At 56.5% G+C, this 19,686-nt stretch carries 22 protein-coding genes, 1 tRNA gene and 1 pseudogene; 17 read left to right on the forward strand and 7 right to left on the reverse strand.

The window, feature by feature from the left end; translation table 11 throughout:
• The first annotated feature begins 272 nt into the window (after window positions 1-272).
• Window positions 273-363: transfer RNA gene (locus tag ACTJK5_RS07525), tRNA-Ser, on the forward strand.
• A gap of 45 nt (window positions 364-408) precedes the next feature.
• Here ACTJK5_RS07525 and ACTJK5_RS07530 read toward each other — a convergent pair.
• Window positions 409-1,422 (reverse strand): annotated as a pseudogene (locus ACTJK5_RS07530) (integrase core domain-containing protein); the annotation flags it as partial.
• 1,172 nt (window positions 1,423-2,594) lie between these two features.
• On the opposite strand from ACTJK5_RS07530, the gene ACTJK5_RS07535 reads away from it, so the two are divergent.
• Entirely contained in the window at window positions 2,595-2,945 is a 351-nt protein-coding gene (locus ACTJK5_RS07535) for a hypothetical protein (protein ID WP_062425683.1), read from the forward strand.
• Between the two features lie 69 nt (window positions 2,946-3,014).
• Window positions 3,015-3,191: a hypothetical protein gene (locus tag ACTJK5_RS07540; protein ID WP_165457047.1), complete on the forward strand. Its 177-nt coding sequence runs from the start codon at window positions 3,015-3,017 to the stop codon at window positions 3,189-3,191.
• 3 nt (window positions 3,192-3,194) lie between these two features.
• Here the strand turns inward: ACTJK5_RS07540 and ACTJK5_RS07545 are convergent, their stop codons facing one another.
• A complete protein-coding gene (locus ACTJK5_RS07545) occupies window positions 3,195-3,992 on the reverse strand; it encodes an aldolase/citrate lyase family protein (protein WP_440612102.1) in 798 nt (265 codons plus the stop codon).
• Between the two features lie 8 nt (window positions 3,993-4,000).
• Window positions 4,001-5,218, reverse strand: a complete 1,218-nt coding sequence (locus tag ACTJK5_RS07550; RefSeq protein ID WP_440612103.1) for an NAD(P)/FAD-dependent oxidoreductase — start codon at window positions 5,216-5,218, stop codon at window positions 4,001-4,003.
• A gap of 283 nt (window positions 5,219-5,501) precedes the next feature.
• On the opposite strand from ACTJK5_RS07550, the gene ACTJK5_RS07555 reads away from it, so the two are divergent.
• Together ACTJK5_RS07555 and ACTJK5_RS07560 are read left to right on the forward strand one after the other, a co-directional pair.
• Window positions 5,502-5,855 (forward strand): hypothetical protein, encoded by a 354-nt coding sequence (locus ACTJK5_RS07555; RefSeq protein ID WP_440612104.1) that lies wholly within the window; start codon window positions 5,502-5,504, stop codon window positions 5,853-5,855.
• Window positions 5,856-5,984: 129 nt separating this feature from the next.
• The gene (locus ACTJK5_RS07560) at window positions 5,985-7,097 is read left to right on the forward strand and encodes a pyridoxal phosphate-dependent aminotransferase (RefSeq protein ID WP_440612105.1); all 1,113 of its coding nucleotides are present in this window, start codon (window positions 5,985-5,987) and stop codon (window positions 7,095-7,097) included.
• A gap of 185 nt (window positions 7,098-7,282) precedes the next feature.
• On the opposite strand, the gene ACTJK5_RS07565 is transcribed toward ACTJK5_RS07560, so the two are convergent.
• A complete protein-coding gene (locus ACTJK5_RS07565) occupies window positions 7,283-7,549 on the reverse strand; it encodes a sel1 repeat family protein (protein WP_062425688.1) in 267 nt (88 codons plus the stop codon).
• Window positions 7,550-8,052: 503 nt separating this feature from the next.
• Between ACTJK5_RS07565 and ACTJK5_RS07570 the strand changes: the two genes are divergently transcribed.
• A complete protein-coding gene (locus ACTJK5_RS07570; protein WP_062425689.1) occupies window positions 8,053-8,391 on the forward strand; it encodes a DUF2147 domain-containing protein in 339 nt (112 codons plus the stop codon).
• 74 nt (window positions 8,392-8,465) lie between these two features.
• Here ACTJK5_RS07570 and ACTJK5_RS07575 read toward each other — a convergent pair whose 3' ends face one another.
• Window positions 8,466-9,098, reverse strand: coding sequence for a LysE family translocator (locus tag ACTJK5_RS07575; RefSeq protein ID WP_440612106.1), 633 nt, complete (start codon window positions 9,096-9,098; stop codon window positions 8,466-8,468).
• A gap of 129 nt (window positions 9,099-9,227) precedes the next feature.
• Between ACTJK5_RS07575 and ACTJK5_RS07580 the strand changes: the two genes are divergently transcribed.
• The 7 genes from ACTJK5_RS07580 to ACTJK5_RS07610 all read left to right on the forward strand — a co-directional run bounded on the left by ACTJK5_RS07580 (window position 9,228) and on the right by ACTJK5_RS07610 (window position 14,777).
• A complete protein-coding gene (locus ACTJK5_RS07580; RefSeq protein ID WP_440612107.1) occupies window positions 9,228-9,719 on the forward strand; it encodes an Lrp/AsnC family transcriptional regulator in 492 nt (163 codons plus the stop codon).
• Window positions 9,720-9,839: 120 nt separating this feature from the next.
• Window positions 9,840-11,750 carry a PhoX family protein gene (locus ACTJK5_RS07585; protein ID WP_113227005.1) on the forward strand — a complete coding sequence of 637 codons (1,911 nt, stop codon included), beginning with the start codon at window positions 9,840-9,842 and terminating at the stop codon, window positions 11,748-11,750.
• Window positions 11,751-12,011: 261 nt separating this feature from the next.
• On the forward strand, window positions 12,012-13,169 hold the full coding sequence (locus ACTJK5_RS07590) for an esterase (RefSeq protein ID WP_440612108.1): 1,158 nt from the start codon (window positions 12,012-12,014) through the stop codon (window positions 13,167-13,169).
• Window positions 13,170-13,556: 387 nt separating this feature from the next.
• Window positions 13,557-13,766 carry a cold-shock protein gene (locus ACTJK5_RS07595; protein WP_062425694.1) on the forward strand — a complete coding sequence of 70 codons (210 nt, stop codon included), beginning with the start codon at window positions 13,557-13,559 and terminating at the stop codon, window positions 13,764-13,766.
• Between the two features lie 112 nt (window positions 13,767-13,878).
• Window positions 13,879-14,163, forward strand: a complete 285-nt coding sequence (locus ACTJK5_RS07600; protein ID WP_062425695.1) for a hypothetical protein — start codon at window positions 13,879-13,881, stop codon at window positions 14,161-14,163.
• Window positions 14,164-14,191: 28 nt separating this feature from the next.
• Entirely contained in the window at window positions 14,192-14,428 is a 237-nt protein-coding gene (rpsU, locus tag ACTJK5_RS07605; RefSeq protein WP_062425696.1) for a 30S ribosomal protein S21, read from the forward strand.
• A 127-nt stretch (window positions 14,429-14,555) separates the two neighbouring features.
• Window positions 14,556-14,777 (forward strand): hypothetical protein, encoded by a 222-nt coding sequence (locus ACTJK5_RS07610; RefSeq protein ID WP_062425697.1) that lies wholly within the window; start codon window positions 14,556-14,558, stop codon window positions 14,775-14,777.
• Between the two features lie 266 nt (window positions 14,778-15,043).
• Here the strand turns inward: ACTJK5_RS07610 and ACTJK5_RS07615 are convergent, their stop codons facing one another.
• Window positions 15,044-15,538 (reverse strand): GNAT family N-acetyltransferase, encoded by a 495-nt coding sequence (locus ACTJK5_RS07615; protein WP_440612109.1) that lies wholly within the window; start codon window positions 15,536-15,538, stop codon window positions 15,044-15,046.
• 145 nt (window positions 15,539-15,683) lie between these two features.
• Between ACTJK5_RS07615 and ACTJK5_RS07620 the strand changes: the two genes are divergently transcribed.
• The 3 genes from ACTJK5_RS07620 (at window position 15,684) to amn (ending at window position 17,619) form a co-directional block, all read left to right on the forward strand.
• Window positions 15,684-15,854, forward strand: coding sequence for a hypothetical protein (locus tag ACTJK5_RS07620; RefSeq protein WP_162741941.1), 171 nt, complete (start codon window positions 15,684-15,686; stop codon window positions 15,852-15,854).
• An 8-nt stretch (window positions 15,855-15,862) separates the two neighbouring features.
• Complete coding sequence (locus ACTJK5_RS07625) at window positions 15,863-16,036, forward strand: hypothetical protein (RefSeq protein ID WP_165457048.1); 174 nt, start codon at window positions 15,863-15,865, stop codon at window positions 16,034-16,036.
• A gap of 77 nt (window positions 16,037-16,113) precedes the next feature.
• Window positions 16,114-17,619, forward strand: coding sequence for an AMP nucleosidase (gene amn, locus ACTJK5_RS07630; RefSeq protein WP_062425698.1), 1,506 nt, complete (start codon window positions 16,114-16,116; stop codon window positions 17,617-17,619).
• Between the two features lie 15 nt (window positions 17,620-17,634).
• On the opposite strand, the gene ACTJK5_RS07635 is transcribed toward amn, so the two are convergent.
• Window positions 17,635-18,537 carry a lysylphosphatidylglycerol synthase domain-containing protein gene (locus ACTJK5_RS07635; RefSeq protein WP_440612575.1) on the reverse strand — a complete coding sequence of 301 codons (903 nt, stop codon included), beginning with the start codon at window positions 18,535-18,537 and terminating at the stop codon, window positions 17,635-17,637.
• A 136-nt stretch (window positions 18,538-18,673) separates the two neighbouring features.
• On the opposite strand from ACTJK5_RS07635, the gene ACTJK5_RS07640 reads away from it, so the two are divergent.
• Window positions 18,674-19,684, forward strand: a complete 1,011-nt coding sequence (locus ACTJK5_RS07640; protein WP_111847760.1) for a glycosyltransferase family 2 protein — start codon at window positions 18,674-18,676, stop codon at window positions 19,682-19,684.
• Window positions 19,685-19,686: the final 2 nt, after the last annotated feature.

The raw sequence follows: 19,686 nt of genomic DNA on the forward strand, positions 1-19,686 counted from the left end.
CGATGGCCAACACCTGAAGGGGAACTTGACGGCCTTTCTGATGGCCAGTGCGGTAAGTCCCGATCCCTATGTGCGAGTGAAAATCGCATGAATCGCGATCTCCATCAGCACGGAATCATATCGAGCATCGACTCGATTCGTTGCGGACGTAGGGATTCGGACTTACCGTTGGAGTTCTTAAGAGCGAAAACTGGCTTGTCAGCGGGTCTTTTTCCACACTCTCATTAAAAGCGCTTGCATTCGTTTTTCTTACGCAATAATCAGGCGGCACCGGAGAGGTGGCCGAGTGGTCGAAGGCGCTCCCCTGCTAAGGGAGTATACGTCAAAAGCGTATCGAGGGTTCGAATCCCTTCCTCTCCGCCATCCCCCAATTTGTCCATACCGAAGATATAGGTAACAATTGTACCTAGACATAGGTGACAATCTCGTGCCGAACGGATTGTCGATGGTTTGCGGCGCTCTTTTTTTCGGATCGATATATCCTAGATCATAATGCATGAAGCTGACGAGCCAAATGCCGTCTTCGACCTCCTTTAATCCCAGTTTCTGTCCGGCTAGCACGGTCGATATGTTGATCTTCTTGCGACAGAGGCAGGCGCGCCCGCAATTGGTGATGATGATGCCTCGATCGTGAAAAGGATACTCGATCTCCGGCAGGCCAAGGTAGGGCCGCAGAGAGGCGGTATAGAGATCGGCAGGCACTTTCATGCCGATCGCCTCATACGGTCTCTCGCCATTGAATTCGCTGACGAATGCATCGAAGCGTACCTGTTGCTGAAGAAGGTTACGTTCCGGCGGTCTCGTTGCCTCCTTCTTCAATGTCAGATGCATACGCTCATGCCGCCCGTTCTGCTGAGGGTGGCCCGGTTTGATGCGCTCGATTGCAATCCCAAGCCTCAACCAGAAGACCGACAGCTTCGACAGATTGTAAAGCCCGTTTGGTGAAGCGAACGGCAGCCCATTGTCCGAGCGTATCGCCTGAAACAGCCCATGTTCGGCAAACAGGCGGCGGAAGGCTTCGATCACAGCCTGCTCGCGTGTCGATTCGAAGGCTTCGCAAGCCAATAGATAGCGTGATGCCTGATCGGTTACGGTCAAAGGGTAACAATAACGACCATTCCCGAGCTTGAACTCACCCTTGAAGTCGGCGCACCACAGATCGTTTGCATTGACGGCTTGCGATAGCGTAGTGCCCATGGCCTTGTTTGCCCGGTTCCTCTTGCGGGCCTGGCGCACAAGGCCATGGCGGTCGAGCACCGCATGCACGGTGCTGCTCGCCGGAACGCGGACGTCGCCGGCGAGCTTCTTCACCAGCAGTGCGCGGATCTTGCGTGCACCCCAATGCGCCTTCTCCTTTTTGAGGCGCACGATCACGGCCTCGACGGGATCGGGAAGTTGGTTGGCGTAACGAACAGGAAGGCGTCGGACACTGTTTCCAACAGCGCATTTGGCACCCAAAACACTGGGGCGAACGTTAAGGACTTGAATTTTTTTTACGTGCGTGGTCCCAAGGTTATGGACGCATCAGTTTACAACTTTTTGACGGCTCATCGGCACTTTTCAGCCACAGCGCGTAGGGAGCTTGTCAAGCTTACATTTTTGCCAGTCCTATCTTATTCCGCAGCTATCAGTCAGCGGCGCAAGGTCTCGAAGGGAGCGATCGTGAAGTCTCGAATTCTAGATATTTTCGGTCGGATTGGCATGATTTTAGTCGCGCTTGCGTTCGTTACCTTGATTATTTCATTTATTAGCTGGAGCTTTTTGGGACCCAAAGGAAACAGACTGAGCTATTATCAATACTCATGGGAATATGTCGAAACGGACGGACCGCCGGACGGCTTTAAGTTCACACTGGATAGATCTTGCGCGCTTCCGTATGCCCAGAAGCGGCTTGATGCGTCGTCTCAAGCTTTGTCTCATCACCTCGCGACCCGCCCCAATCCCGAAGTTGCATCGCTGGAAATCCTTAAAAAAATGAGACAAGATGCCTGGATCAGAGAGCGCGAGATGCTCAGAAAAGATGTCGCTGGCTCTGAATGGCTGGTAAGAACGATTGGAAGTCAGACCACGTTCGAAGAGGCCAACGAACCGGAACCAGATTTCACAGGCCGACTGCGCTCAGTCGAGAGATACTTTCTTGAAAAGTATAACGATGGTTTCTATCGCGAGCCCGTGTCGGCGGAAGATCTTTTGGGCGCGCGCCTCGGCCTGTTGCGCTTTGAGCCGCTTATTTCGGAAGAAATTATGTCCAAGTGCGTCGTTAAGTCGGCCATGCGAAAAGTGGACCTACCCTCTCTAGCCAGTACAGACATTGCTCTATACGGAGATGAGAATGAAGTCTTGCTTGGCTTAGTGACGCTTCTTGCCGGAATTGGCTTGTTTCTGGCATTTCTGCTCGCCCCGACATTGCGCGTCTTATCCTATGGATGGTCGTGGCTCTTGCGGGGTCGTTAAGTCCGAATTCCGGATCACCTGCGTTCCCCGTTGGCGTTGATGGTTGTGCGGTATGCTGCATGAGGAACTGTCTCTCGCCTATGGAACATTATCGAGTTTGGTCGCGTTATCGCCTCGGAAACAACATGAGGTGATTTCAGATGGCACAGACCAAATTGAACGTTGTTGATGATTCTCTCGAAAGCCAGATCTCGGAACTTCGCTCCCAGATCGCGTCTCTTTCCAAGTCGGTGTCGTCCCGCGCAGGCGCGATCTCCGAAGAGGCGTCCGACTTTGTCGATGAAGCAAAGGGTCGCGTACAGCGTGCAGCACACAGTGCGGCAGAAACTGTGAAGGCGCAAAGCCAAAATGTGGTGGAAGCGGTCAGGGAAAACCCCGCGACAGCAACATCCGTTCTGACAGTTGTTGGCGCGCTCGGCTTTGCTCTCGGCTATTTCGTTGCAAATGCCTCGACCCAGCACAAGAGCAGCAGCCTGTATCGCTGGCGCTAACGGCGTCCAGTTCAAGGGCAGGAAGGCAACGCCTTCCTGCCCTACTTTTATTTGGAATGGAGGAGTGACGTGCAATTCTCTCAGGAGATCGAAAACGCCCTGGCCGCCTTTGCGCGAAACAGCGGTGTGACTAAGGATGAAGCAATTGCTCGCATTCTCCGCGAAAGGCTCATTGCGGAAGGACATCTGGCATCCGGCCAGGAAGGCATTCCGCCGGAAAAGCTGAACGCCACCAACGACGACTGATGTTTAATAGCCAGAAGGCTTCGGCACCGCATTGCCACCCTTGTAGCGAGATGCAAGCTGGCGGAGCACATTCGAGAATTCGAAGACGTCGGCACCCACCGCAACAAATGACGCACCCAACTCAAGATAGCGCTTATTGTAGGTCTCGTTGAAGGTCAAAATTCCTGCAGCCTTGCCTGCCGCAACAATTTTGCGAATCGCTCCCTCAATGACGTTCTGGACCTCCGGCTCATCGATCTTGCCGAGATACCCCATATCCGCCGCCAAATCGGCCGGGCCGATGAAGACACCATCCACACCCTCGACCTGAAGAATGTTATCGAGATCGGCAATTGCGGCACGCGTTTCGGCCTGGATCAAAAGGCAGACATTGTCCGAAGCCTTTTGATTGTAATCACTGACACTGCCAAACGCCGATGCCCGGGCAACAACCGCACCCATGCCGCGAATGCCACGCGGCGGATAATGCATGGCGGATACAAGACCGCGGGCCTGCTCCGCCGAATCGACCATCGGAACCAAGAGCGTGCGCGCACCGGCATCGAGCATCTGCTTGATAATCCAGCTTTCACCCGTTGGCACGCGCACGACGGGTTCGGCCGGCGATGTCGAGAGGGCGCGCAACTGCTCTATAATGCTGCGCAGATCGTTTGGACCATGCTCGCCGTCGATGACGAGCCAGTCAAAACCAGCGGTGCCGGCGATCTCAGCGGTAATCGCCTCGCCCATATCGAGCCAAAGCCCGATCTGTGGTTCACCCCGGAGGATAGCGTTCTTGAAGCGGTTCTCAAGGGTCGGCATGGCAGTCCTCATGTCAAAAGCAATTTCAGATCGGCGGTATGGTCATCAAGCACAGCGCGGTTAGGCTGCGCGCCAGCGTCGAGCAGCTTCTTGCCAGTGACGTAGGCCTTGGCATCATTGATGGCATCCACGGCGATGAGGCGGCCTTGCCTGAAATACCAGACAGAGTGGCTGCCTTCTCGTTGACCCGGGCGCAGCACTGTTTCGTCATAACCCGCGTTGAAGCCGGCGATCTGCAATTTTACGTCATACTGATCGGACCAGAACCATGGCTTCGGTCGGTAGGGTTTCTCTTCCCCTGCGAGCACCAGCGCTGCGGCTTCCGCCTGATCCACCGCGTTCTGTACCGATTCGAGGCGAACGGACGCACCCTCCATCGGTAGAAGCGTGCAGTCCCCCATGGCGTGGATGTCTGGGTCGGATGTGCGGGTGAATTCATCCACAACGATCCCATTGCCGACCTGCAAACCCGACTCACGAGCCAGGCGGTCGTTTGGCGTCACGCCAATGCCGGCGATAACGAAATCGACGTTGAGCGTTGAGCCATCGGAAAGCTCCGCCTTCGTCACGCGTCCATCTTTCCCATCCAGCCGAACGAGGCCCGTTTTCTCGCGAATGGAAACGCCTTTTGCGATGTGAATGTCGCGCATGATGGTCGCAGTTTCGGCTGAGGCGACGCGCTGAAGAATGCGATCCGCCATCTCGATCAGCGTCACCTCAAGCCCAAGCTGGCGCGCAACGGCAGCCGCCTCCAGCCCGATGTAACCGCCACCAATTACCAGCAATCGGCGCCCGGGCTGCATTTCTTCCATCAGACGATCGGCATCGCGCTTATCGCGCACCGTCAGAACGCCCTCCAGATCACCGCCCACACCCGCCGGAAGTTCGCGCGGCGCAGCGCCTGTCGTCAGTGCAAGCTTGTCATATTCCAGCAGAGAGCCGTCCTGCATCCGCACGGTCTTTGCCTTGCGGTCGATCTCTTCCACCCAGGTCGACAGGCGGATATCGACATTGTTCTCAACAAACCATTCTGCCGGGCGAAACTCCAGTCGATCAAAGGTCATCTCGCCCATGAGATATTTTTTGGAGAGCGGCGGACGCTGATAGGGAAGCACGTCTTCCGAGCCGATGATTGTGATAGGGCGATCGTCCTTCAAAGAACGAAGCTTGGCAGCTAGGGCGAAGGCTGCCTGTCCAGCGCCGACAATGACCAATCTGCCTGCCATATGAGATGCTCCACCCAAAACGTCGTCTCGATTACCAGCGCAGGCGTAACGGCAAGTACGCTTCACGTCAACCATGCGCTTACGCTCTTGCCTACGTGGATCAACAAGCCCGGCGCAACCTTCTGCATGCTATAGTGTTTTAGCGATGAGACAGGTGAGACTGATGGCGGGGTTGAAGGTCCGAAACGAAACAGAAGGATCGATTCCTAGTGATTTCATTCAGGATCCGGCAAGGTCGCAGGTGTATCATTCAGGAACGAGAAGAGACAATCGGGAGGTTGTCATGACACTCAATATCGATATCAAGGCAAAGGATAAGGTTCCGCAAGACGAGATGTATGAGAAGTATGTGATCGACCGTCCTGGCAAGATCACATTCATCGGCCATCATCTCAGCACCAGCAACACGATGCGCTGCCTCATCCGCAAAATCTCTCTTTATGGCGCGGATATCGAAGTCAGTCCGCATCTCGATCTGCCCAGTAATTTCTACCTTGAGATTATCGGCATTCGCGATGAGATCGGTTGCACATTGATCCGCCGGGAAGACGAGAATGCATCCGTCGGGTTCAACATGCTGATTGACCCCGAGTTTCTGCACCATATCCGCCGCTTGAGTTTCGAGACATCGCTCTGATAAGCCCGGACTTCGACTGGCGCGAAAAACTCGCCTAAAACCGTCGCATTCATCCCGGCCTGCCTTGCGCAGGCCGATTTTGTTTCTATTGTGTGCCCGTCCGCCCCAAGAACCACGGAACGTACTGAAATGTCCGCCTTTTCGCGCTTTACGCCTCTCGCCTCCTCGCTACCCTCCACTGTCCCATTCGTCGGCCCGGAGGCCATCGAACGGACCCGTAAATTGGCGGTAAAAGCGCGTATCGGCGCCAATGAAAGCGGCTTTGGTCCTGCCCCATCCGTCCTGGAAGCCATGCGCAATGCTGCGCATGAAACCTGGATGTATGCCGATCCAGAGAATTACGAGTTGCGCGAAGCGCTCGCCATCCATCATGGCATTTCGCGCGGCAATATCGCCATCGGCAGCGGCGTGGATGGACTTCTCGGCGAAATCGTCCGGTTGGTGGTTGAGCCGGGTACACCGGTCGTGACCTCCTTCGGCGGATATCCGACATTCAATTATCATGTGAATGGCTATGGCGGCCGGCTGGTGACGACGCCCTATCTCGACGACCACGAAAATCTCGACGGTCTGCTCGATCTCGTTATCAAGGAAAATGCGCCGCTGGTTTACTTCGCAAACCCGGACAACCCGATGGGAAGCTGGTGGGATGCAAACGAGGTTCTGACATTTGCCAAGGCCCTGCCGGAAACCTGTCTGTTGATTCTGGACGAGGCCTATTGCGAAACGGCGCCCGAGAGCGCCGTTCCCAGCGTTCGCGCCATGATTGGCATGCCGAATGTGCTGCGCATGCGCACCTTCTCCAAGGCCTATGGCCTTGCAGGCGCACGCGTGGGCTACGCGATCGGTACGCTGGGTAATGCTGAAGCCTTCGACAAGATTAGAAATCACTTTGGCATGTCGCGGGTCTCCGTCGCCGCAGCGCTCGCAGCCTTGAATGACCAGGCCTATCTACGCGACGTCGTCAAGCGTATCGCCAATGCACGTGAGCGCATCTCCACGATTGCTCGCCAAAACGGCCTGTCGCCCCTGCCCTCCGCCACGAACTTCGTTGCGATCGATTGCCACAAGGACGGCGCTTATGCGAAGTCGATCGTGGATGGTCTGATGGACCATGGCGTCTTCATCCGCATGCCGGGCGTTGAGCCGCTCAACCGCTGCATCCGTGTCAGCGCTGGCCCCGATGAGAAGCTCGATCTTTTCGCAGAGGCTCTGCCCAAGATTCTCCAGTCTCTCGGCTGATATCAGGACAAGAAAAAACCGTGCCAGCCTTGTTTCTGCCGGTCACGGTTTTGATCTCGTTGCAAGCATGCGGCTTTACCGTCTTCGTTTGCGGGTATGGCTGGTGTTCCGACCGGGACTGGAGGGACCAGTCGAAACGATTGGCGATCTTTTGATCGCTCCGTCTTTTTGAATTGTCCTGGAATTTAGTGTGTGGTCATCCAATCTCGAGCGGCGCGAAGGGCTGCTGCGAGGTCTGCCTTGGTCATGTTCCGGGCAAGATCGGCGCGCAACGAGGCTGCTCTTTCCGAACCCTTGATGGCTGCGATGTTCAGCCACTTATGGGCAGCAACGAGGTCCACCGGGCATCCCCGGCCTGTCGCATAGATCAGGCCGAGATTGCAGAAGACATCCGCGCGGCTTTGTCCACCGGCAACTGCCAACTCGATATCGCGCATTTCAAATCTTGCCATCTTTCTAGTCCCTGTTTGCCCGTATTCTTCCTGTTTTGGTGCTTCTCTGCGGAAGCTTTCAGCTTGGGAGCGCTGCCGTCTTCTGCGGCTTTTTCGTCTCCTGCTGTCGTCAGGTTGTCCCTGCTCTTTGTTGACCTCACTATGCCAAACGGCTTTCAACGGGCGCTTAAAATCCATGATTAACGGGGGCCAAACAAAGTCCAAACGATTGGTAAAGTTGGATTTTTGTTAAATATGGGAAGGCCTGCAAATTAAGGATTTTCCACGCAATTTTACGAAAAGTTTACGGATGGATTTAAACGCTTTGCTAACCACGGCAGAAGCTCGCGATTTTTCGGTGCAGCAATCTTCTGCGTGGAGACCGTCAAAAAAATCGTCACGAGGCCCCGCCCCATGTTTCCTTTTACGTGAACGTCAACTATAGAGATTGGCATTCGCATGGGAGTTGCGAAGGCCAACGGCAATGACGCGCTGTCGTGCCTGGTTTGGATTGGGAGGTCCATATGAAGAAATTGACGATTCTCGCAGGTCTGGCGTTTCTGATCAGCAGCAGTGCCTTTGCTGCCGAAGCCATCGAAGGCAACTGGAAGACGGCAAGCGGCGAGACCGCAGCGATTGCCAAATGCGGCTCTGCCTTCTGCGTGACGCTGAAGACCGGAAAACATGCGGGCAAGCAGATCGGCAAAATGACGGGAAGCGGCGACAACTATGCCGGCGAGATCACCGATCCTGCCAACGACAAGACCTACAGCGGTTCCGGCACCGTATCGGGCAACTCTCTCAGCATGAAGGGTTGCGTGTTGAAGGTGCTGTGCAAGTCGCAGACCTGGACAAGACTTTAAAGACCTGGGGCAGCCAAGCGCTGCCCCTTCTTCATTTAGGACGGTGAGTCAGTTTCCGGATATTCCCTCTCCCATCAGGGATGAGGCATGAGAGCCAGCCGGAGTGAGAACCCGATCAATAGGGCGGCGAAAGTCCAGTTCTGTGCGCGCTGGGCAAGTGGACGCCTCGACATCCAGCCGCTCAGCAACGAGCCGACGGTCGCATAGGTCAGGTCGAAGGCAAGGCCGACGACCACCAACGTCATTCCCAGCATCAGAAACTGAACGCCCAGCCCCTGCTCGCTCGGTACAATGAACTGTGGCAGCAAGACAGAGCAGAACAGCAGCGCCTTCGGATTTAGAATATTGGTGAGAAAGCCCCGCCACAGTGCCGTGCCGTGCGAGGACGGTTGTTTCGGCCCGTTGATCTGAAGCGCGTTATCTTCACTGTATTCCGATCTCAGAATCTCCAGACCAAGCCAGAGAAGATAGGCGGAACCGACAAAGCGCACCACTTCGAATGCCATGGGGCTCGTCGTCAACAAGGCTGCCAGCCCCAAGCCGGCGAACGCCACATGGACGGCTCTTGCAAGCGCCAAACCCGCGCCTGTTGCGATAGCTGGACCGCGCCCTGCACTCGCACCTGTTTGCAGGACAAGCACCATGTCTGGCCCCGGCAACAGATAGACGACGACCAGCGCGCCGACGAACAGAATGAACTCGCTCATGGTCAGGCCTCAAGATAATGGTCGGCGCAAACTAGATCAGGGACTTGAGGCGTGTCCTTGCGAACTATATCAATAGGAACGAGGTTGAAGCACCGTTTATGCCAATAATAGATCGATTCGTGGTGGTTTATGCCAAATCTTAAACTTGATGCAATTGACCGCCGAATTCTCACGGCGCTGCAGCGGGATGCGCGTCTGACCAATGTCGAGCTTGCCGGAGAGGTTGGATTGTCGCCATCCCCCTGTCTGCGGCGGATTCGTGCGCTGGAGAAGGCGGGCGTCATTCGGGGTTATCATGCGAGCCTGGACCGCGCCGGTCTCAGTCTTGGGTTGACGGTTTTCGTCAGCGTCAAAATCGAGCGCCATCAGGACGCTTCTGCCGCAGCCTTCAGAGAGGCGGTCTCCGTGCTGCCAGATGTCATTTCATGCCATCTTGTCTCCGGCGAGGCTGATTTTCTTTTGCAGGTCGTCGTGCCCGATCTCGCGGCTTATGAACGGTTGCTGGTGGACCGCCTGCTGAAACTTCCAAGCGTCAGTGACATTCGCAGCAATTTTGCCATCCAGACGGTCAAATCTGAAGGCCCTTTGCCGCTCAGTCACCTGCCCAGCGCGGAGACTTAAACGGGAGGGCCAATACAACCCTGAGACGTTTCGTCTCTGCGGGTCTGTCATATCGCTGTGATAAACCCGCTTTAGTTGCCCTCTCTAGACTTGTTCGAAACGACGACAATGGAGAGCGCCATGACCAATATCGACACAAGCAAGCTAAGCTGGGACGAGTGGGACGAGCTGCAAAATCCGCCCCCAGCCGTCACCGATTTCGACCGCGTCGTCGAATCCGCCATTTCGCGCCGCGGTTTCCTTGGCGGTGTGCTCGCCTTTGGGTCTGCCGCTGCGGCTCTCGGTACGCTCGGCAATCTCGCGACGTCCACGTCCGCTCAGGCACAGGAAGCAGCCTCCCGCTTCCCGTTCAAGCCGGTGCAAGCGGCGACTGATCACACCGTTCATGTGCCGGAGGGTTACGGCTGGAAACCGCTTGCCAAGTGGGGGCAGCCACTCTTTCCGAACGTGCCGGATATCGACCCCGCGAAGGGCGTCAGCCTGGAGAACTCCGACAAGGTCTTCGGCGAGAATACCGACGGCATGGAACTCTTCGTGGTCGGTGGTCATCAGTTGATTGCCGTGAACCACGAATATGTGAACAACGAAACCAACCTGCCCCACCGCGAAAAAGGCATGCCCGCCAATCTGGATGAGGTGAAGATCCTTCAGCACATGCAGGGCGTAACTGTCATGGAAGTGGCGGAAGGCAAGGATGGCTGGGAGATTGTCGTCGATAGCCCGTTCAACCGCCGTATTCACCACAACACACCGATGAAGCTTTCGGGACCCGCTGCCGGCTCCGATCTCGTCAAGACCGCAGCCGATCCGAAGGGTGTCGACTGTCTTGGCACCTTCAACAATTGCGGCGCCGGTCGCACGCCTTGGGGCACCTATCTGACCTGCGAAGAAAACTTCAACGGCTATTTCGGCTCCACCGATGCCAACTTCAAAATGCCGGATGACTACAAGCGCTACGGCATCGCTGCCGAGACACGCTACGGTTACGAGAAATTCGACGAACGTTTCGATGTGTCGAAGCACCCGAATGAGCCGCGTCGTGCTGGCTATGTCGTGGAGATCGATCCGTCCAACGCTTCTTCCACTCCGATCAAGCGCACCGCACTTGGCCGCATCAAGCATGAAAATGCTGCCGTGGTCGTAGCGCGCGATGGCCGCGTCGTCGTTTACATGGGCGACGATGAGCGTGGCGAGTTCCTCTACAAGTTCGTCTCCAATGGCATCTACGTGCCAGGCGGTGACACCACGAAACTTTTGGACGAAGGCACGCTTTACGTGGCGAAGTTTACCGATGAGGGCAATGGCGAGTGGGTGGCTCTGACGCCGGAATCGACCGGAATGAAACCGGACGAAATCTCCGTCTTTACGCGCCAGGCAGCGTCGAAGGTCGGCGCCACGACCATGGATCGCCCGGAATGGGTCGCAATCAACCCCGTCGCCATCGAAGCCTATTGCGCGCTGACCAACAACAGCCGCCGCGGCGAAGTAAAGGACGGCAAGATGCGCACCAATGCCGGTGGCGATGTCATGGCTATCAACGCCGCCAACCCGCGCGAGAAGAACGAATATGGCCAGATCGTTCGCTGGTATCCCGCCAATGACGATCACGCCGACGGCAAGTTCAAGTGGGATCTCTTCTGCATGGCCGGCAATCCGGATGTGCATAAGGACGCCTATGCGGGCTCCTCCAACATCAACTCCGGCAACATGTTCAACTCGCCGGACGGCATGATGTTCGACTCCACTGGCCTTCTCTGGATCCAGACCGATGGCGAAGACAGCAATGAAGGCCAGTTCGCCGGTCAGGGCAACAACCAGATGCTGGCGGGCGACCCGGTTACCGGCCGCATCGAGCGTTTCCTGACTGCGCCAAAGGGTTCGGAAGTAACAGGCCAGACATGGTCGGCCGACAAGCGCACCCACTTCGTCGGTATCCAGCATCCGGATGCCCCCTTCCCGGATGGCGAAGGCAAGCTGCCGCGTTCGACCGTTATCGCGATCAAGCGAAACGACAATGCAATGATTGGCTAAGGCTCAAGAAGACGACACGACGTGGAGGCGCCGTTCATTGCGGCGCCTCTTCGCATTTTGCTCAGCAGACCCAACGACTATCACAAGTCTTGACGTCTCCCAGAACGCTGGAGGTTCGTGAGGCTTGGTATTCTTTATCGGCGGCTGGACAACGCCGAGCCGGTCAGGTCTGCACGTAAATCAGAATCTTCTAACGCATTGAACTCTCGAGGTTGATCTGCCAGTCTCCGTCCGGGGGTATTTGAACTGGAGGAGAATGAGTTGCGTTTACTTCTGCCCTATATTCTTGTCGCCACCTGCATCGTGAGCGGACCTGCCATGGCAATCGATCCACCTGCTGCACCACCTGCCGACCGGCCCTTGAATGAATTCGTGACCGCGGTCGAACAGGACGGCGCCATCACCTTCCGTCTCTTCGCGCCTTCTGCGAAAACGGTCTCTGTCGTGCTCGGCTCTCGTGCGCCGATGGAAATGAAGAAGGCCGACAACGGTCTGTGGAGCGTAAAGACCGAGGCGCTAAAGCCTAACCTCTATGAGTACTACTTCAACATCGATGGCTTCCGCAGCATCGATACCGGCACGAATATGCCGAAGCCCCAGCGTCAGGTGAACACCAGCCTGGTTCTCGTGCCGGGGAGCGTTCTCGATATCCGCGATGTGCCCCATGGCGAGTTGCGCCGAGTGACGATCTCATCAAAAGCACTGAAATCGCAGCGCCAGACCTATGTCTATACGCCGCCGGGCTATAGCGATGCGTCAGAACCTCTGCCGGTCCTCTATCTCTATCACGGTTTTGGCGACACGGTGGACTCGTGGGTGGCGCAGGGTCGCGCGCCGCAGATCCTCGACAATCTGCTGGCGGAGAAAAAGATCGAGCCAATGATCGTCGTCATCCCGGATACCGAAGCGGATATCCCGGAGGCAATTGCGGAAAACTTCCCCGCCGCCGATCGGCGCAAGACCTTTTACCCTATCAATGCCGACGCCATTGATCGCGAACTGGTAGAAGACCTTATCCCCTATATGAAGGCGCATTACCGCGTGCGAGACGATGCGGATGGGCGGGCGATCGTCGGCCTGTCGCAAGGCGGCTATCAAGCGCTCGTCTCGGGTCTGACCCATCTCGGCACATTTGGCTGGATTGCGAACTTCAGTGGCGTTTCCACCACCACGGTGCCCAACAAGGCCATTGAAGCCGCGCTCAGTACGCCGGAGAAAATCAACGAGAGCCTGCGCAATTTCACCGTCACCGTCGGCACGGAAGATCAGGTCACCGGCAAGGACATCGCCGGGCTGAAAACCATCCTCGACGACAGGAAGATCAAACACGACTATGTGGAATATAAGGGCCTCGGCCATGAGATGGATGTCTGGCGTCCATCGTTCGAGGCCTTCCTGCAGAAAGTCTTCAAGCAGTAGGGCACCCTGCGTTCTTCTGGGCGCGGAAGGGATGCTCTCGCTGTTTTGAAGTGCGTCGTTCTCTTCCGAAAATCGATTTCGGTTTTCGGGCCGACACCATAGCGGGCCCGTGATTGCACCGGCCGTCTCGACATCTTTTTGCGCGCGACGGCTGGTCCAAACGATGCGATATGCGAGCGGCTATGGGAAAAGTTTAAGAGACTGTTTCTGGCGCTGATTTCCATTCCGTCCTTGCAAAACCGAAAATTGAGCCTATATTGAATTTATCGACCATTGCTTGTGACGTCGGTCCAGAGCCTAGCTCCCGTCGGATTTCCTCTCAAAACATCGATCTAATCCCGCAAGGTATTTCGGGACAAACAACGATTGCTACGAAAGGAAATCGTTATGAACACTGGTACTGTAAAGTGGTTCAACGCCACCAAGGGCTTCGGCTTCATTCAGCCTGACAACGGCAGCACGGACGTTTTCGTTCACATCTCCGCTGTTGAACGTGCGGGCATGCGCTCGCTCGTCGACGGTCAGAAGATCAGCTTTGACATTGTCCAGGACCGCAAGTCCGGCAAGAACTCTGCTGACAATCTTCAGGCGGCATAAATTGTCTCTCGCTGACGCTGACCACGGATGTACTGGCAGCAGACGCTGAGTGACTGAAGAAAGGTCGGGCCTATCGCTCGGCCTTTTGTCTTTATGGCTTAGGAGAACCCTGATGCCAAAAACGCCTTACAAAACCGGCAATATCATCGTCTTGAAGCCCAGAAGTAACGGCGGTCATGCCTCCCAGCAGAGCGCCCGGGTTATCGCGGCAATGCCGGAAACACAGGGAAGCAGACGGTACCGTATTCGGCTCGACGGCGAAAATTTTGATCGCACGGTTAGTCAGGACGATATCGATCTTGCGGCAACGGCCAAGCAGACGCCTGTTGCCGTTGCTACCAAAGTCTCCGAACCGGGCGGTTGGATCAACCACGACCTCGTCCGAACACGAAAATAGCGGTGTAGAACCGAGTTAGGAAAAGCCTTTGCAAGTCCTCGTTAGAGATAACAATGTCGATCAAGCGCTTCGCGTACTGAAGAAGAAGATGCAGCGCGAAGGCCTGCTACGCGAAATGCGTGCGCGCCAGTCTTACGAGAAGCCTTCGGAAAAGCGCGTTCGCGAACAGGCCGAAGCCGTTCGTCGCCATCGCAAGCTTGCGAAGAAGAAGATGCAGCGTGAAGGCCTTCTGCCTGCACCGAAGAAAGCTGTCCGCACGCGTTGACAGCAACAGCATCGGTCCGAAAATCGAGCTCGATCTTCGGAAAACACGATGGGTAGATTGAAGTAGGAGCGTCCTTTGTGCGTCTAGAGAGACGCACAGCGCTCTATCGCAATGAAAGGGTTTCAAAATGACCGCTACGAAAGATGAATTCTTCAAGCCCGGCAAACTGACCCCTCAGCAAAAAGCCTCCGCAACCAATGATGCCGTTTCTCAGATTCTGGCTGCGGAAACCGCACAGCGCCTGAAGAAGACCGAACGGCTGCGTGAAGCCCGCCTTGCGCGCGAAGCCGAGACAGTCATCGTCACGCCAGCCGCGCCGGCGAAGAAGAAAGCCAAAGCTCGGGCTTGATATCACGACGTACAAAATCGAGAGGCGGCTAAGGCCGACGCTCGTTCACTCTTCAGTAGGCGCCATGTTCTGGCGCCTTTTTGTTGTGGTGAAGAGCCAAGAGCCAGAGAGGTAAAGGTCCCAAGGCTAAGTCCTCATTCTTGCTCCCTCCCCTCCACTAAGTTGGAGCTCGTCGCGCAAAACTGGTCACCGGTTTTGCGATAACCATATTCGATAAAAGAAGGACCTAAAGCTTAAGGAGCAAATCTGAAAGATTGCGACACGCTTTAAACAAGCAAGAGCCTCATATCATAACAATCGAGCCCCGGCCCGAAGCCATCCGGTGTGATTTTCGTGACCACAAAGCCGTGTCGCGCATAAAATCCATGCGTCCGCTGACTTGTTGAAAGCACGACCTCGGCAAAGTTGGGCGTTTCCTTCGCAATCTTGATCCGCTCACGGGTTATGCAGGTTCCGACACCTCTTCCGTGAAATGCTCGATCCACCATTCCCCAGACAAACGACGCCCGTTTGTTTTTTGCGTCCAGTTCGAGGCCGTGACAGGCGACGACTGCGCCATCCAACGTCGATACGAAGTAGAGATAGCGGGGCGGATCCTTCGTCTCAAGGAATTGAACAAACTGCTCGCGTTCGGCCGGCGCGAAGTACGTCGGAACATTGCTCTCGAAGATTGAGAGGCAGGACGAGAAATCTCCCGCGACGTAGGGACGTGATTTTATTGTCATGACGACAGCGATATATGCGAGGTTCGAGCGTTGCAACTGCTTGACCCTCCCCGCCCGTCGCCACTAGCAACCCCGTTAACTTCCCTGAACCCCACATGAACCTGCCTCTCAGGGTCGGTTCAGTCCAACTGTGGCAATGTCATGTCCAGAGTAAGGGATGGCAACAACAAGGGGAATGGACATGGCAATCTTGATACGTCGCTTCAGCATTATCGTTCTTCTGATGGCGATTTTCGCCATCTCGTTCGCCGCCCTCGTGGTCAATCCCAATCGCAGTTTCCAGCGCATCAGTGTCGGCACTGCCTATACCTGCCAGCATGGCTTTTCGCCCAGCTGCCGCGTGACCCTGTGAGGCCGGCAATGAACAGAAACTTCTCCAACGCCCTCTTCTCGGGACTTCGGGTGTTCATCATGGCGTCGGTTTTTCTAGGTCCATTTGCAGGACTTGCCGTCTACAAGGCCGATCCAAGGCCGGTCTCCAAAGGTGTCGGCTTTGTGTTGCTGATGAGCTTGCAGCGCGGGGCTATCGGCTGAGCTGGTTTTTGCCGGCTTTTTCAAAATGCACATATTTCTGTCGCTTGCCTGTCGAAATAGGCTCCCTATAATGGGCCATGACAATAGCAAAGCACACGATTCCGCCCCTCGCCTTCATAACGCCAGAGCCTTTCGCGCCACGGACTTTCGATGATCCGAAAGAGGCTGTAGACGCGCTGACGGCACTCTATGATCGCAACACCGATTTCCTCATCAAATCCTTTACCGATCTTGCCAAGGGCGCACCCATCGAGGGTCGCTACCGCGCCTGTTATCCGCAGGTCAGCATGGAGACCTCGACATTCGGACATGTCGATTCGCGCCTCTCCTATGGTCATGTAACCTCGCCCGGCGTCTACACGACCACGATTACCCGGCCGCAGCTTTTCCGCCATTACCTGAAGGAACAGCTCGGGCTTCTGATCAAGAACCACGGCGTTCACGTCACCGTTTCCGAATCGGCAACGCCAATTCCGCTGCATTTCGCCTTCGGTGAGGGCGCCTATGTGGAAGCGTCCGCGGCCTCTTCGCTGTCAGACGTGCCGCTGCGCGACCTCTTCGATACGCCGGATCTCAACAACACCGACGATCTGATCGCCAATGGCGAATACGATCAGGTGCCGGGAGAGCCCGCACCGCTGGCGCCCTTTACCGCCCAGCGTATTGACTACTCGCTGGCGCGGCTCAGCCACTATACAGCGACCAGTCCGAACCACTTCCAGAACTTCGTGCTCTTCACCAACTATCAGTTCTACATCGACGAGTTTGCCACATGGGCACGCAAGTTGATGGCAGACGGTGGCGATGGCTATACTGCCTTCGTGGAGCCCGGCAATATCATCACCCATGCCGGATCGGACCGGCCAGAGACGGACATGACGCTTGGGCGTCTGCCGCAGATGCCTGCCTACCATCTGAAGAAGAAGGGACATGCGGGTATCACGCTCGTCAATATCGGCGTCGGCCCGTCTAACGCCAAGACGATCACCGACCACATTGCCGTTCTTCGTCCGCATGCCTGGCTGATGGTCGGCCATTGCGCGGGCTTGCGCAACAGCCAGCGTCTGGGCGACTACGTGCTGGCTCATGCCTATGTGCGCGAAGACCACGTGCTGGACGACGACCTGCCCGTCTGGGTGCCGATCCCGGCTCTTGCCGAAGTGCAGCTTGCGCTGGAAGGCGCGGTGGCGGAGGTCACCGGCTATGAGGGCTTTGAGCTGAAGCGCATCATGCGCACCGGCACGGTTGCGACCATCGACAACCGAAACTGGGAGCTACGCGACCAGGCGGGCCCGGTGAAGCGTCTGTCGCAATCGCGCGCCATCGCGCTCGACATGGAATCAGCGACCATCGCCGCCAACGGCTTCCGCTTCCGCGTGCCCTATGGCACCTTGCTCTGCGTCTCCGACAAGCCTCTGCATGGCGAGTTGAAGCTTCCTGGCATGGCAACGGAGTTCTACCGCACCCAGGTGGCGCAGCATCTGCAGATCGGCATTCGCGCCGTCCAGAAACTTGCGGCCATGCCCACGGAAACACTGCATTCGCGCAAGCTCAGAAGCTTCTACGAAACGGCGTTCCAGTAGGTCTCTGCTCTGGCGCTATTTTCGCGTCGGCACGAAAAGCGCCAGAGCCGTTCCAATCAGCGACGACAGGATAACCAGCAGGTGGAGGTTGACGGCCGCCTGGCCGAGTACCGATAGCGCGTGCTCTTCTGCCGACGCTCCGAAGCCGATCGCGCCTGCCGTGATGCCTGCCGGGTAGGTGCCGACGCCCCCTGGCGCATGAACCGGCAGAACGGAAGAAAGTTCACCACCGAGGGCCCCACCAAAGCCCGCCGGCAGACTGATCTCCCCCATCAGCATCAGCACCCAAGCTAGCACGGCGATCTTGACGAACCAGTTGATCAGTGTGGCACCCCACGCTCTGAGAAAGGCGTTGCCGTCCACCGGCAGGCCCGCCCTTAGCTCTGCAATGACCTTGGCAAGCTTGGTCGACGATCTTCGACCGACGAGACCGAAAGCGAGGTCACGCGCGACAAATCCCAGCGCGGGTAGAAGCAGAAATGCCAGCCAACCGGTCCATATCCACACGCTTCCTTCTTCCAGCGCCCACCCCATTCCGGCTGCAGCCAGAAGCGCATGCAGATCGAAGAGCCGCATGACCAGAAGGGCAGAGGTGCCGCGCAGAAGATTGACACCGAACTCTCGCCTCATCAGCAACGGAAAGCTGGTCTCGCCGCTTCGAAACGGCAGCATGATGTTGAGAATGTTATGGAGCTGAACAACGCGAAAAAGCCTCGCAAAGCGGCTTTTCGTTTCCCGCGGGAAGTAGTCGTAAATGCGCCAGGTGCGCAGAAGATAGGTGGCGACGAGAAGCAACAGGGCAAGGGCAATCGTCCCCCAGCCGGCATGAGACCAAAGGCTCATAATCGTGCCCCAACCCCACACCCATTGAATGAAAGCAGCGTAGGCGACGATAACGACCACCATGCCGAGCGTCATTGCGTTGCTTGCAAGCAACGCTGCCGGTTTGATCCTGTGTGAATTGTCTTTCAAATGACGGCCTAACTGGACAACTGGCGTGGTGACGCATATCCCGAAATTGAGCGTCTTAATAAAGTCTTACCGGGGAAGCCTCGTGCCCACACCGACAGCCCTTCGAAGCGAAATCCCGACGAGCACTGCGCCGGAATTATCGCTTGTCGTGCCGATTTTCAATGAGCAAGAAAGCGTCTGCCCTCTGATAGAGCGCGTTCTTGACGCGATGACAAGCTACCCTGGCGCTTGGGAACTGATCCTCGTGGATGACGGCAGCACGGATGCGACGATCGTCAATGCCAAATCCTATCTCGGTCGCGATGGGCTTGATCTCAAGATCGTTGCCCTTCAGCGCAATTTCGGCCAGACGGCCGCGATGCAAGCGGGTATCGACACGGCCAGAGGGCGCCTGATCGCCACCCTTGATGGCGATCTGCAAAACGATCCAAAAGACATTCCGATGCTGGTCGCCGAACTCGAACGGCGCGAGCTCGATCTCCTCGTTGGCTGGCGCAAGAACCGCCAGGATGGGCTGATGCTGCGCAAAATCCCGTCGTGGATTGCCAACCGGCTCATCGGCCGCATCACCGGTGTGCGTCTACATGATTATGGCTGCAGCCTGAAAATCTATCGCACCTCGGTCATCAAGCAGGTCAAGCTGATGGGCGAGATGCATCGCTTCATCCCAGCCTGGGTGGCAGGCGTTGTGCCGAGCAGCCGGATCGGCGAAATGGCGGTCACGCACCATGCGCGCCAGTTCGGCACATCGAAATACGGGATCTCCCGCACCTTCCGCGTCATCCTCGATCTGTTGTCGGTCATGTTCTTCATGCGCTACAGAGCGCGCCCAGGACATTTCTTCGGTTCTCTCGGCCTTGGCCTCGGCGCACTTGCTGTCGTCATCATGGCCTATCTCTTCATCGAAAAGTTCATCCTTGGCAATGACATCGGCACACGCCCGCTTCTGATGGTGTGCGTGGTCCTGTCGCTCTCGTCCCTGCAATTCATCACCACGGGGATCCTGGCGGAAATGATTGCCCGCCTTTACTACCGCGACGACCGCACCCCGAACTACATTGTCAGCAAGACCTTCACCTCAGACGAGACCTGACA

This window comes from Agrobacterium sp. 22094, assembly GCF_052046015.1.
GTDB classification, from domain to species: domain Bacteria; phylum Pseudomonadota; class Alphaproteobacteria; order Rhizobiales; family Rhizobiaceae; genus Agrobacterium; species Agrobacterium cavarae.

Excerpts from the sequence above, each read along its gene's own strand:
- ACTJK5_RS07535 (WP_062425683.1), top strand. The coding sequence starts at position 2,595 with ATGGCACAGACCAAATTGAACGTTGTTGATGATTCTCTCGAAAGCCAG.
- ACTJK5_RS07545 (WP_440612102.1), bottom strand. The coding sequence starts at position 3,992 with ATGCCGACCCTTGAGAACCGCTTCAAGAACGCTATCCTCCGGGGTGAA.
- ACTJK5_RS07550 (WP_440612103.1), bottom strand. The coding sequence starts at position 5,218 with ATGGCAGGCAGATTGGTCATTGTCGGCGCTGGACAGGCAGCCTTCGCC.
- ACTJK5_RS07555 (WP_440612104.1), top strand. The coding sequence starts at position 5,502 with ATGACACTCAATATCGATATCAAGGCAAAGGATAAGGTTCCGCAAGAC.
- ACTJK5_RS07560 (WP_440612105.1), top strand. The coding sequence starts at position 5,985 with ATGTCCGCCTTTTCGCGCTTTACGCCTCTCGCCTCCTCGCTACCCTCC.
- ACTJK5_RS07565 (WP_062425688.1), bottom strand. The coding sequence starts at position 7,549 with ATGGCAAGATTTGAAATGCGCGATATCGAGTTGGCAGTTGCCGGTGGA.
- ACTJK5_RS07570 (WP_062425689.1), top strand. The coding sequence starts at position 8,053 with ATGAAGAAATTGACGATTCTCGCAGGTCTGGCGTTTCTGATCAGCAGC.
- ACTJK5_RS07575 (WP_440612106.1), bottom strand. The coding sequence starts at position 9,098 with ATGAGCGAGTTCATTCTGTTCGTCGGCGCGCTGGTCGTCGTCTATCTG.
- ACTJK5_RS07580 (WP_440612107.1), top strand. The coding sequence starts at position 9,228 with ATGCCAAATCTTAAACTTGATGCAATTGACCGCCGAATTCTCACGGCG.
- ACTJK5_RS07585 (WP_113227005.1), top strand. The coding sequence starts at position 9,840 with ATGACCAATATCGACACAAGCAAGCTAAGCTGGGACGAGTGGGACGAG.
- ACTJK5_RS07595 (WP_062425694.1), top strand. The coding sequence starts at position 13,557 with ATGAACACTGGTACTGTAAAGTGGTTCAACGCCACCAAGGGCTTCGGC.
- ACTJK5_RS07600 (WP_062425695.1), top strand. The coding sequence starts at position 13,879 with ATGCCAAAAACGCCTTACAAAACCGGCAATATCATCGTCTTGAAGCCC.
- ACTJK5_RS07610 (WP_062425697.1), top strand. The coding sequence starts at position 14,556 with ATGACCGCTACGAAAGATGAATTCTTCAAGCCCGGCAAACTGACCCCT.
- ACTJK5_RS07620 (WP_162741941.1), top strand. The coding sequence starts at position 15,684 with ATGGCAATCTTGATACGTCGCTTCAGCATTATCGTTCTTCTGATGGCG.
- ACTJK5_RS07625 (WP_165457048.1), top strand. The coding sequence starts at position 15,863 with ATGAACAGAAACTTCTCCAACGCCCTCTTCTCGGGACTTCGGGTGTTC.
- amn (WP_062425698.1), top strand. The coding sequence starts at position 16,114 with ATGACAATAGCAAAGCACACGATTCCGCCCCTCGCCTTCATAACGCCA.
- ACTJK5_RS07635 (WP_440612575.1), bottom strand. The coding sequence starts at position 18,537 with ATGACGCTCGGCATGGTGGTCGTTATCGTCGCCTACGCTGCTTTCATT.